The organism is Paraburkholderia sp. MM5477-R1 (assembly GCF_050436385.1).
GTDB lineage: Bacteria > Pseudomonadota > Gammaproteobacteria > Burkholderiales > Burkholderiaceae > Paraburkholderia > Paraburkholderia tuberum.
In genome coordinates this window covers 1,519,290-1,530,066 of record NZ_JBNDMC010000003.1, presented here as the reverse complement: position 1 = coordinate 1,530,066, position 10,777 = coordinate 1,519,290, and the positions used below count along the sequence as shown (strand labels likewise).

Here is a 10,777-nt window from a genome sequence, read left to right as displayed (position 1 = left end):
AAAGTCCGTGCTGCCGTTCGACTTGCATGTGTAAGGCATGCCGCCAGCGTTCAATCTGAGCCAGGATCAAACTCTTCAGTTCAAACCTGTTACTGTGTTCGGGCTCTCTCGAACCCGGTCGCTCACTCAACGTACTGACGATGATTGATCCGTCTTTCGACAGACAAACCTTCCTCTAATACTGTGTGAGGCTTCTGATACTTCTGCCTGACAGCAGATTCCGGAGAATCCGCTGCCGCATCCCGCATCAAGCGCCCACACTTATCGACTGTTAGTTTTTAAAGATCGGTCCGCCAAACCCGCCGCGCCTGAACCACCACTACCCGGCACTGCTTCGTTTGCGTCGCTGCGTCTGCAGCAGAGAAGCGAGATTATGGAGACTCTTTCACGTCTCGTCAATACCCGTTTTTGCTTTCGCTTAAAAAAGTTGCCGCTCACTTCCGGGTCGCATCCACCACGACCTCGACAGGAACTGCAGCGGCCATAGCCGCGTAGCCCGCGTCGCTTGGATGGATGTGGTCGCCGCTATCGAAAGCGCGCTGCAGACGCTCCGGCTGCGTCCGATCGCGCAACGCCGCGTCGAAGTCTACGACGCCATCGAAAGCACGACTAGTTCGGATCCACTGATTAACCGCGAGTCGGATCTTTTCCCGCTCCGGTGGCAGCGACGCCGGCGTCAGCGTCGCGCCGAACATCTTGACACCGTTGCGCCGCGCGGCCGCGATCACTCGCTGGTAACCGGCGATCAGATCGGCAGCCGTGACCGACGTATGAGGAAAATCGCAGTCGAGCCCGCCATGAGGCGGCATTGCCGCAAAGTTGATGTCGTTGATGCCAATCAGCAGGATCGCCGCTTTGACGCCTGGACGTCGCAAAACGTCGCGCTCGAAGCGGCTCGCAAGCGCGTCGCCATAACAAGGCGAGTCGCTCAGGAGCCGGTTGCCGCTGATGCCGAGATTCACGATCGCGGTCGACTGCGCGCCGCTCGCCGCCAGCCGCCGAGCCAGCGCATCCGGCCAGCGACGGTTCTGGTTGAGGGTGGAGCGCATGCCGTCGGTGATCGAGTCGCCGATCGCGGCCACCGCAAGCGACGGTGCCGCCGCCTCCACCGACAAACCTGTGACCCACACATATTGCGTGAAGCGGCCGGGAAACGCCGTGGCGGACGCGTCGGTGGTGTGATTGCCGGGCCCGGACACATAATTTACCTGATTCGACACTCGGTGCCATGCGACGATCCGCTGCTCCGGTCCCACGAACGCACTGATCGCATATGGCGCGCCCTCGACGACATCGATCGCGACCGCATCGCTGTCCACCTCGCCGCCAGGCGGAACGCTGACCGCGCCCTTACCGCCAAACGTCACCCGACTGCCGGCGCCCTCGACTGCTGCCGCGCCACCGGCGGAGCGCGCGATGCGCAGTTCGTCGATGACGAGAGGCGTCTTGCCGTACGCATTACTCAGATGAATTCGCGCCACCCTCCCCGACAACGTCGGATACATGATTTGCCGAACGGTGCGCCCGGCGACTTCCGGCGCGCGATACAGCGGTGGCAACTCGGCCCGCTGTGGAATCGGTTGCAGCGCGGTCGCCCAAACGGCGACCCAATGCTCGGACGCTTCGGCAGCGAACGCACTCGAGGAAACGACAAACGGGGCAAATTGGGCAAGCAGCGCCGCGCCGCATGCGGCAGCCAGGGTGCGAATGGTCATTCGGAAGATCGGTTCGAGGCGAAACGCGCATTGTGCCCGAACGACGCGGCAAGCGCCGGCAATCGCAGGCAGGTCCGCTTACCCCGGCGCCCGGCGGCTGTGCCGGCTCGGTCTCACGCCGTTTGCTGACTCATGATCTTCAGCGCGACCGCTTCGGCGACCTCGATTCCGTCGATTGCCGCCGAGTAGATCCCGCCCGCATACCCCGCACCCTCGCCCGCCGGATACAGCCCGTTGACGTTGACACTCTGGTAGTCGTCGCCGCGACGCACGCGTACCGGCGACGAAGTTCGCGTTTCAACGCCGGTCAGCACCGCATCATGCATCGCGAAACCTGCGATTTTCTTCTCCATCTGTGGCAGCGCTTCGCGAATCGCTTCGATCGCGTAGTCGGGCAGCGCGGTGCTGAGATCGGTTGGCCGCACGCCCGGCTTGTACGACGGAACGACCGAGCCGAGTGAAGTGGACGGCCGCCCCGCGATGAAGTCGCCGACCAACTGCCCTGGAGCCATATAGTTACCGCCACCGAGCTCGAACGCCCGCTCCTCCCACTTGCGCTGGAACGCGATGCCGGCGAGCGGCCCGCCCGGGTAGTCGTCTGGCGTAATGCCGACCACGATGCCCGCGTTCGCGTTGCGCTCCGCGCGCGAGTACTGGCTCATGCCGTTCGTGACGACGCGCCCCAGCTCGGACGTGGCCGCCACCACGGTGCCGCCGGGACACATGCAGAAGCTATAAACCGCTCGCCCGTTGCTGCAGTGGTGCACCACCTTGTAGTCGGCTGCGCCGAGCTGTTTGTGACCGGCAAATTTCCCGAAACGGCTCCGATCGATGATCCCTTGCGGATGCTCGATCCGAAAACCGAGCGAAAACGGCTTCGCCTCGACGTGAACGCCGCGGTCGTACAGCATCTGGAAGGTATCGCGTGCGCTATGGCCGACCGCCAGCACAACGTGGTCGCAGCGCAGCGTCTCGCCGGTCGACAGCTTCAGCCCGCGCACCTGGCCGTTGTCGATCTCGATGTCCTCGACACGCGTTTCGAAGCGCACTTCGCCGCCCAACTCGTGGATGCTCGCGCGCATCTTCTCGACCATGCTGACGAGACGAAACGTGCCGATATGCGGCCGGCTCAGGTACAGGATGTCCTCCGGCGCACCGGCCCGCACGAATTCGTCGAGCACCTTGCGGCCGTAGTGTTTCGGGTCCTTGATCTGGCTGTAGAGCTTGCCGTCCGAAAAGGTGCCCGCGCCACCTTCGCCGAACTGCACGTTCGACTCGGGATTCAGCACCGATTTGCGCCACAGGCCAAACGTGTCCTTGGTGCGCTCACGTACGGCCTTGCCGCGCTCGAGGATGATCGGCCGGAAGCCCATCTGCGCGAGGATCAGGCCCGCGAACAGTCCGCACGGCCCCATGCCGATGACGACCGGACGCGGCGTGCTCAGTTGGGCGGGCGCTTCGGCGACGAACTTGTAACTCATGTCGGGCGTCACGGCGCAATGCGGCACGTCGGCGAGCCGTTTTAGCGCGGCCCCTTCATCCTTGACCTCGACATCGACGATGTAGGTGAGCTTGATGTCGGCGCGCTTGCGCGCGTCGTGCGCGCGGCGAAACACGGTGTATCGGATGAGCCCGTCCCGCGCCACGCCGAGTTCCGTGAGGCGCGCACGGATGGCGGCTTCGAGGGCGCTTTCGGGATGATCGAGCGGGAGTTTGATTTCGCTTAGACGTAACATGAGTGCCGGAGATGCAAGTGGGCCGCAAATCGCGGCCAATTCGCAATTTTACCGGTAAGTGTCGGCGCGGGGTGACGGCCGGTCATGAAGCGCCGGCCCGTCGAAACCGGGCAAACCAGCATGCATGCTTCGACGCCCTCGACGAGCTATCAGCCCCAACGTCTCTGCACAAAAAATTTATTAACCGACCGGTCGGTTGGTTTATACTACGCCGACACAGACCACTCCTCCAGAGAGAGCGTCCCTCATGTACACCCAATCCCTCGATATCCCCGGCAACGTTGCCCCGCTGGACGCGGACGCGAATTCGCCCGAACAACAGGCTCGCTTCGACGCGGTCATGAGCGCCGACGGCAAGATCGAGCCGCAGGACTGGATGCCCGACGCGTACCGCAAAACGCTGGTGCGGCAGATCTCGCAGCATGCGCACTCGGAGATCGTCGGCATGCTGCCCGAGGGCAACTGGATCACGCGCGCGCCGAGCCTCAAGCGCAAGGCGATCCTGATCGCCAAGGTGCAGGACGAAGCCGGCCACGGCCTCTATCTGTATAGCGCCGCCGAAACGCTCGGTGTCTCGCGCGAGCAGCTGATCGACGCGCTGCACGCGGGCAAGGCCAAGTATTCGAGCATCTTCAACTACCCGACACCCACCTGGGCCGACGTCGGCGTGATCGGCTGGCTCGTCGACGGCGCGGCGATCATGAACCAGATCCCGCTGTGCCGCTGCACGTACGGCCCGTACGCCCGCGCGATGATCCGCATCTGCAAGGAAGAGTCGTTCCATCAGCGCCAGGGCTTCGACGCGCTGCTCGCGATGATGGCCGGCACCGAGGCGCAGCGCGAGCTGGTCCAGCAGGCGGTGAACCGCTGGTGGTGGCCGGTGCTGATGATGTTCGGCCCGAGCGACAAGGACTCGGTCCACAGCAACCAGTCGGCCAGATGGGGCATCAAGCGCATCACCAACGACGACCTGCGCCAGAAATTCGTCGATGCGACCGTCGAGCAGGCGAAGGTGCTCGGCGTCACGCTGCCCGACGTGGACCTCAAATGGAACGAGGCGCGCGGTCATTACGACTACGGCGACATCGACTGGGAAGAGTTCTGGCGCGTCGTCAATGGCGACGGCCCGTGCAACCGCGAGCGCCTCGCGACCCGCGTGAAGGCCCATGAAGACGGCGCCTGGGTACGCGAAGCCGCGCTCGCCCACGCGGAAAAGCAGCGCCAGCGCGCGCAACAGCACGCCGCCTGAGTGGCACCGCACATCAAAGGAATCAGGAGATCAGCAATGAACAAGGAATGGCCGATTTGGGAAGTGTTCGTGCGCAGCAAGCAGGGACTCGACCATAAACACTGCGGCAGTCTGCATGCCGCCGACGCGCCGATGGCGCTGCGCATGGCGCGCGACGTCTACACGCGCCGCCAGGAAGGCGTGAGCATCTGGGTGGTGCCGTCCTCGGCGATCACGGCCTCGGCGCCGCACGAGAAGGCCGAGCTGTTCGAACCGGCGGGCGACAAGATCTATCGCCACCCGACGTTCTACACGCTCCCCGACGAAGTCAACCACATGTAAGCGCGGCCATGACCACTACGTCCACTACGCCCATTACGCCCGAACATCTCCAGTACGTGCTGCGCCTCGCGGATACCGCGCTGATCCTCGGTCAGCGCAACACCGAGTGGTGCGGCCACGGCCCGATCCTCGAGGAGGACATCGCGCTGTCGAACATGAGCCTCGACCTGATCGGCCAGGCGCGCCTGCTGTACACGCACGCGGCCGCGCTCGAAGCGCCGCTCACCGGCCGTCAGCGCAGCGAAGACGACTACGCGTACTTCCGCGCCGAGCGCGAATTCGCGAACTACACGCTCGCCGAGCTGCCGCATTACGGGCCGCTCGCCGGCACCGCGCAGGCCGGGAAGGATTACGCGGTCACGATCGTGCGCAACTTCCTGTACGCGACGCTGATGATGCATCTGTGGGGTGCGCTGACGGGCTCCACCGACGGGCAGCTCGCCGCGATCGCCGCGAAGTCGATCAAGGAAACGCAGTACCACGTGCATCACGCGAGCGAGTGGCTGATCCGTTTCGGCGACGGCACCGACGAATCGCACCGTCGCGCGCAGGCCGCGCTCGACTATCTGATGCCGTACACGTACGAGTTCTTCAGCGCGGACGCGGTGGAAGACGCGGTCGCCGCGGCCGGCATCGGCCCGCGCACCTCGACGCTGGAAGCCGCGTGGCTCGACGACGTGCGCGCCACGCTCGACCAGGCCACGCTGACGCTGCCCGCGGCGCTGCGGCACGTGAGCACGGGCAAGCACGGCGAGCATTCGGAGCACATGGGTTTCGTGCTCGCCCAAATGCAGAGCCTCGCGCGCCAGCATCCGGGCGCCAGCTGGTGAGTACGCGATGACGACCTCGACCGCCCCGCAGCCCGCGAACGCCGCCGCTGCCACGACCGACGCCGCGCTCACCCGCGCATGGACCGTGCTCGAAGCGGTACCCGACCCGGAGATCCCGGTGGTGTCGATCCGCGAGCTCGGCATCCTGCGCGACGTGCGACGCGCCGCCGACGGCGCGCTCGAAGTCGTGATCACGCCGACCTACTCGGGCTGCCCGGCGATGTCGCAGATTGCCGAAGACGTCGGCCGTGCGCTCGAGGCCGCGCAGCTCACGCCATACCGCGTCGCCACCGTGCTCGCGCCGGCGTGGACCACCGACTGGATCACGGCTGAAGCCCGCGAAAAACTGCGCGTCTACGGCATCGCGCCGCCGACGGGCAACTGCGGTTCAGCCGCGACGTCAGCGCCGCAGGAGAAAGTGCTGCGCTTCGTGCCGCGCGCGCTGCCGGCCCCAGGCTGCCCACGCTGCGGCTCGGCGCACACCGAGCGGCTCGCGCAATTCGGCTCGACCGCCTGCAAGGCCCTGTATCGCTGCCTCGACTGCCGCGAACCCTTCGACTACTTCAAACCGTACTGATATGGCCACCCCGCAATTCCATCCGCTGCGTATCCGCGAAGTGCGCCCCGAAACCGCCGATGCGGTCTCGGTCGCCTTCGAAGTCCCGCCCGAACTGCGCGACCACTATCGCTTCACGCAGGGGCAGTTCGTCACGCTGAAGACGCATATCGACGGTGAGGAAACGCGCCGTTCGTATTCGATCTGCGTGGGCGTCACCGACTACGATCGCGACGGCGAGTTGCGCATCGGCATCAAGCGCGTGCGCGGCGGGCGTTTCTCGAACTTCGCGTTCGACACGCTGCAGCCGGGCCACACGATCGACGTGATGACGCCCGACGGCCGTTTCTTCACGCACCTGAACGCGGAACAGGGGCAGCAGTACCTCGCGTTCTCGGGCGGCTCGGGCATCACGCCGGTGCTCGCGATCATCAAGACGACGCTCGAAGTCGAGCCGCGCAGCACCTTCACGCTCGTCTACGGCAACCGCAGCGTCGACCAGATCATGTTCGCCGAGGAGCTCGAGGATCTGAAGAACCGCTTCATGAACCGCTTCGTGCTGTATCACGTGCTGTCGGACGACCTGCAGGACGTCGAGCTGTTTAACGGCGTGCTCGACCAGGAAAAATGCGCGGCGTTCATCGAGCAGCTACTGCCGGCCGACGCGATCGACGAAGCGTTCATCTGCGGCCCCGCGCCGATGATGGATGCGGCCGAGGCCGCGCTCAAGGCAGCCGGCGTGCCGCCCGCGAAGGTGCACGTCGAGCGCTTCGGCACGCCGCTGCCGCAGGCGGGCGTGCCGCCCGTCGAGATCACCGCGGACACCCCCGCGGCCGAGCTCGAAATCGTGCTCGACGGCAAGCGCCGCAAGCTGCGCCTGCCGTATCAGGGCACGAGCGTGCTCGACGTCGGGCTGCGCGCCGGTCTCGCGCTGCCGTATGCGTGCAAGGGCGGCGTGTGCTGCACCTGTCGCGCGAAGGTGCTCGAGGGCGAAGTGAAGATGGAAAAGAACTACACGCTCGAAGAACACGAGGTCCGCGACGGGTTCGTGCTGACGTGTCAGTGTCATCCGGTTAGCGACAAGGTCGTCGTCAGTTACGACGAACGTTGAGTCGAGTGCTTTCATGGCCTATGTACGGACTGCCCGCCCGTGACGTCCGCCACCGCTTTCGGCCGTTTCGCGATCCGCTTAAACTAGAGGCCGCTCATCGATCGGGACATCGGGTTCCAGTCGGCGAGCGGCCTCTTTTTGTTACAGCTGCTGGCGTCACTGCAAGCCCTTGCCCATGAGCACGATTCACCTCACCAACGGCGATGTCGCCGCCGAGTCGCTGCGTACCGCGCTGGACCAGGCGGGCCGCGACGATCGCGTGCAGCCGCTGCGGGACGATCTGGCGGTCGGCCCGTTACGCGGCGTCGACGACGCTCCGCACGTGCGCGCCGACTTCTGGGAACGCGTCAGCGCCGACACGCAACGCGACTTCGTGCGCGAGTTCCGCGAACAGGCCGCGGTGCTCGACGGCCTCGCCAGCAGCACCGCGAATCTCGTGGTGTGGCACGCCGAAAGCGCGTCCGATCAACTGATGCTGCGCCGCGTCTGCTACCTGGTGCGCAACAGCCCGCAGCGTTTGAACGAAGTGCGTCTGTCGATCGCCGACCTCGCCGATCCGCAAGCGTGGGCGCATAGCCGCAAGGATTGCGCGACATCGGTCGGCATGTTTGCGCCGGACGTATTGCAGACACACCTGCCGGACGCCGCGCCGATTTCCGTGCTGCGCATCAGCCGGCTCGCGCTCGAATGGCAGGAGGTCAAACAGGCGAACGGCGAGACGCGGCGCTGGCGTGACAACACCTTCACGAGCGGCAGCGTTGCCGAGATCGACGCGCTGATCCTCGACCGCGCACCCGACGACTGGCAGCCCGCCGCGCGCGTCGCCGCCTACGTGATGACCGCCGGGTTGGGGTTCCTCGTCAGCGACAGCATCGTGCTGTGGCGCATGCGCGAACTCGCGGCGCTGCGGCGCATCCGCCTGCGCGGCGACGCGAACGAATGGCGCTCGCTCGAACTGCGCGCGGCATCCACCCTCTGCTCACCCCAATAAGATAAGAACAGACGAATATGGCCCGCACCCGAGCCCCCGACCACGAGACCCAACGCGAGCAGATTCTCGAACTGGCCGCCGCGAAGTTCGCGCAGACCAGCTATCCAAGCACGTCGATGGCCGATCTTGCCGCGGCGAGCGGCACCTCGAAAGCGCGCCTCTATCACTATTACGAGAGCAAGGAAGCAATCCTGTTCGATCTGCTCGATCGCTACACGAAGCGCCTGATGCTGATCATCGCCGAGGTGGAAGGATCGAGCCAGCGGCGCGAACTGAGCGAGCGAGAAACCTTCGCGGAGCTGATCCGCGCGTTCCTGTCCGAGTATGAGACGTCGCACAGCCGGCACGTCGCGCTGCTGAACGATGTCAAGTATCTGGTCGATTCGCAGCGCGAGATCATCCTGAACCGTCAGCGCGACGTAGTCGCCGCCTTCGCGCGGCAGCTCGTGCGCGCCTATCCCGAACGCGCGACACGCGACAACCAGACCGCGCTGACGATGATGGTGTTCGGCATGATCAACTGGACCTTCACGTGGCTCAAGCCGGACGGCCGGATGGGCTATCGCGAGTTCGCCGAGCAGGTGGTCGGCATGGTCGAGCATGGTCTCGCCAGCGCGCCGGCCAGGTAGACGATGGTCTGAACAGATCGCAACCCGCGCACTGCATGTTGCAAAGCAACAACATGCAGACCAAATAAATCAGCGCAGGGAATCCATGCGGCATCGTGTCACGAACGTGCGATCACTTTTAACTTCTGTTTAAAATCAAATAATTAAATTTAGGGTTCCAGCGCTCCAGGTATTCACCTCGACTTTGGATACGGGTTTTCCCTAGTGAATGGCTTAGGTTTCCGTTAAAATCGTTTTTGCGGTGCACAACGCCGCCTGATTAAAAGGAGAACCCGACCATGAACATGCTGACCCATCGCAACACCGAGCCGATCGCGCCGAACGATCGCGCGTCGCTGCCTGCTGAACGCGCGCACGTTCTGGTCCGTGAACTCACCGCCGCCGATCGCGAACGCCTGCTTGCTCACTTCCTCGCGCTCGACGAAGAAGACCGTCTGCTGCGCTTCGGCCAGGTCGTGCCGAACCATGTGATCGAAAACTACGTGCGCGCGATCGACTTCACGCGCGACACCGTGTTCGGCGTGTTCAACAGCAAGCTGGAACTGAGCGGCGTCGGCCATCTGGCCTACCTGCCGGCCGAAGGCAACAAGCGCACCGCCGAATTCGGCGTCTCCGTGCTCGAAAGCGCACGCGGCATCGGTATCGGCTCGAGGCTATTCGAGCGTGCCGCGATCCGCAGCCGCAACACGCATGTGACGACGCTGTACATCCACTGCCTGGCGCGCAATTCGACCATGATGCACATCGCCAGGAAGGCCGGCATGAAGATCGAGTACGCGTACGGCGAGGCCGACGCCTATCTGACGCTGTCGCCGGCCGATCAGTCGAGCATCCTCGCGGAAATGCTGCAGGAGCAGGCCGCCGTGTTCGATTACGCGCTCAAGCGCCACGCACGCCAGGCATCGCGACTGTTCGAGTCGTTCATGCCGGTGGCTGTCGCTGCCTGAATAATCGCTACGGGGAAATGAGATTGGGGCGGCCGCAAGGTCGCCCTCTTTTCTATCTGTACCCAATCAACGCCACGCGTAGGACCGTGCGCGTGAAGCCTACAAAATGGGCAGCGCTGTCGTTTCCTTGATCTTTTCTAGCGAAAAGCTCGATTTCACATCGATCACCGATGGATGCCGCAGCAATTGATCCTGCACGAAGCGCGAAAAGTGCGCCATGTCCTCCACCTGGACGCGCAGCAGGTAATCCATCTCACCCGTCATCGCGTGACATGCGACAACTTCGGGCCACGTCTGCACGGCCGCGCCGAACAGATCGGCATGCGTGGCCTCGCCATGCGGACTGAACGCGCGACCGCCACCCTTCTCCAGCCGCACGCTGACATACGCGAGCAGGTCAAGCCCGAGACGTTGCGCGTCGAGCAGCGCGACATAGCCGCGAATCACGCCGCTTTCCTCGAGCCGGCGAATCCGCCGCAGGCACGGACTCGGCGACAGATTGATCCGTTCCGCTATCTCCTGATTCGATAGCCGGCCATTCTCCTGAAGGATCGCCAGAATGCGTCGATCGATCGCGTCTATCTCGCCAATAGCCATGTTCTGCCACGTGTCGTTCGAATAGAGCCATAAACTGGCTCAAGCGTAGCGACGCGTGATTAAGTTCGCAAGTTTTTGTCTTCATCGCGGTTCTA

General features: G+C 64.2%; 11 protein-coding genes and 1 rRNA gene. 8 read left to right on the top strand and 4 right to left on the bottom strand.

From position 1 onward, the window contains the following. From OKW35_RS10325 to OKW35_RS10315, 3 genes are all read right to left on the bottom strand, one after another. Nucleotides 1-82: ribosomal RNA gene (locus tag OKW35_RS10325) — 16S ribosomal RNA — on the bottom strand; the annotation flags it as partial. Between the two features lie 352 nt (nucleotides 83-434). Continuing rightward, nucleotides 435-1,715, bottom strand: a complete 1,281-nt coding sequence (locus OKW35_RS10320) for an SGNH/GDSL hydrolase family protein (RefSeq protein WP_429551819.1) — start codon at nucleotides 1,713-1,715, stop codon at nucleotides 435-437. 113 nt (nucleotides 1,716-1,828) lie between these two features. Beyond that, nucleotides 1,829-3,451 carry an NAD(P)/FAD-dependent oxidoreductase gene (locus OKW35_RS10315; RefSeq protein ID WP_429551818.1) on the bottom strand — a complete coding sequence of 541 codons (1,623 nt, stop codon included), beginning with the start codon at nucleotides 3,449-3,451 and terminating at the stop codon, nucleotides 1,829-1,831. A gap of 247 nt (nucleotides 3,452-3,698) precedes the next feature. Here OKW35_RS10315 and paaA point away from each other — a divergent pair, with 247 nt between their 5' ends. From paaA to OKW35_RS10275, 8 genes are all read left to right on the top strand, one after another. Next, the gene (gene paaA, locus OKW35_RS10310) at nucleotides 3,699-4,700 is read left to right on the top strand and encodes a 1,2-phenylacetyl-CoA epoxidase subunit PaaA (protein WP_429551817.1); all 1,002 of its coding nucleotides are present in this window, start codon (nucleotides 3,699-3,701) and stop codon (nucleotides 4,698-4,700) included. 36 nt (nucleotides 4,701-4,736) lie between these two features. Beyond that, nucleotides 4,737-5,021, top strand: a complete 285-nt coding sequence (gene paaB / locus OKW35_RS10305; RefSeq protein WP_018418671.1) for a 1,2-phenylacetyl-CoA epoxidase subunit PaaB — start codon at nucleotides 4,737-4,739, stop codon at nucleotides 5,019-5,021. An 8-nt stretch (nucleotides 5,022-5,029) separates the two neighbouring features. Continuing rightward, nucleotides 5,030-5,851 carry a 1,2-phenylacetyl-CoA epoxidase subunit PaaC gene (paaC, locus tag OKW35_RS10300; protein ID WP_429408091.1) on the top strand — a complete coding sequence of 274 codons (822 nt, stop codon included), beginning with the start codon at nucleotides 5,030-5,032 and terminating at the stop codon, nucleotides 5,849-5,851. A gap of 7 nt (nucleotides 5,852-5,858) precedes the next feature. Continuing rightward, complete coding sequence (gene paaD, locus OKW35_RS10295; protein ID WP_429408089.1) at nucleotides 5,859-6,428, top strand: 1,2-phenylacetyl-CoA epoxidase subunit PaaD; 570 nt, start codon at nucleotides 5,859-5,861, stop codon at nucleotides 6,426-6,428. Between the two features lies 1 nt (nucleotide 6,429). Beyond that, the gene (gene paaE / locus OKW35_RS10290) at nucleotides 6,430-7,518 is read left to right on the top strand and encodes a 1,2-phenylacetyl-CoA epoxidase subunit PaaE (RefSeq protein WP_184034674.1); all 1,089 of its coding nucleotides are present in this window, start codon (nucleotides 6,430-6,432) and stop codon (nucleotides 7,516-7,518) included. A gap of 175 nt (nucleotides 7,519-7,693) precedes the next feature. Beyond that, entirely contained in the window at nucleotides 7,694-8,509 is an 816-nt protein-coding gene (locus OKW35_RS10285; RefSeq protein WP_429551816.1) for a DUF1835 domain-containing protein, read from the top strand. Nucleotides 8,510-8,526: 17 nt separating this feature from the next. Further along, nucleotides 8,527-9,138: a TetR/AcrR family transcriptional regulator gene (locus tag OKW35_RS10280; RefSeq protein ID WP_429356267.1), complete on the top strand. Its 612-nt coding sequence runs from the start codon at nucleotides 8,527-8,529 to the stop codon at nucleotides 9,136-9,138. Between the two features lie 278 nt (nucleotides 9,139-9,416). Then, nucleotides 9,417-10,085 carry a GNAT family N-acetyltransferase gene (locus OKW35_RS10275; protein WP_090802188.1) on the top strand — a complete coding sequence of 223 codons (669 nt, stop codon included), beginning with the start codon at nucleotides 9,417-9,419 and terminating at the stop codon, nucleotides 10,083-10,085. A gap of 99 nt (nucleotides 10,086-10,184) precedes the next feature. Here the strand turns inward: OKW35_RS10275 and OKW35_RS10270 are convergent, their stop codons facing one another. After that, nucleotides 10,185-10,682 carry an Lrp/AsnC family transcriptional regulator gene (locus OKW35_RS10270; protein WP_184034682.1) on the bottom strand — a complete coding sequence of 166 codons (498 nt, stop codon included), beginning with the start codon at nucleotides 10,680-10,682 and terminating at the stop codon, nucleotides 10,185-10,187. Nucleotides 10,683-10,777: the final 95 nt, after the last annotated feature.

What these genes read in the sequence shown, in the direction of transcription:
- OKW35_RS10270 (WP_184034682.1), bottom strand. Translation starts at nt 10,682, where the DNA reads ATGGCTATTGGCGAGATAGACGCGATCGATCGACGCATTCTGGCGATC.
- OKW35_RS10315 (WP_429551818.1), bottom strand. Translation starts at nt 3,451, where the DNA reads ATGTTACGTCTAAGCGAAATCAAACTCCCGCTCGATCATCCCGAAAGC.
- OKW35_RS10285 (WP_429551816.1), top strand. Translation starts at nt 7,694, where the DNA reads ATGAGCACGATTCACCTCACCAACGGCGATGTCGCCGCCGAGTCGCTG.
- paaE (WP_184034674.1), top strand. Translation starts at nt 6,430, where the DNA reads ATGGCCACCCCGCAATTCCATCCGCTGCGTATCCGCGAAGTGCGCCCC.
- paaD (WP_429408089.1), top strand. Translation starts at nt 5,859, where the DNA reads ATGACGACCTCGACCGCCCCGCAGCCCGCGAACGCCGCCGCTGCCACG.
- paaC (WP_429408091.1), top strand. Translation starts at nt 5,030, where the DNA reads ATGACCACTACGTCCACTACGCCCATTACGCCCGAACATCTCCAGTAC.
- OKW35_RS10280 (WP_429356267.1), top strand. Translation starts at nt 8,527, where the DNA reads ATGGCCCGCACCCGAGCCCCCGACCACGAGACCCAACGCGAGCAGATT.
- OKW35_RS10320 (WP_429551819.1), bottom strand. Translation starts at nt 1,715, where the DNA reads ATGACCATTCGCACCCTGGCTGCCGCATGCGGCGCGGCGCTGCTTGCC.
- paaB (WP_018418671.1), top strand. Translation starts at nt 4,737, where the DNA reads ATGAACAAGGAATGGCCGATTTGGGAAGTGTTCGTGCGCAGCAAGCAG.
- paaA (WP_429551817.1), top strand. Translation starts at nt 3,699, where the DNA reads ATGTACACCCAATCCCTCGATATCCCCGGCAACGTTGCCCCGCTGGAC.
- OKW35_RS10275 (WP_090802188.1), top strand. Translation starts at nt 9,417, where the DNA reads ATGAACATGCTGACCCATCGCAACACCGAGCCGATCGCGCCGAACGAT.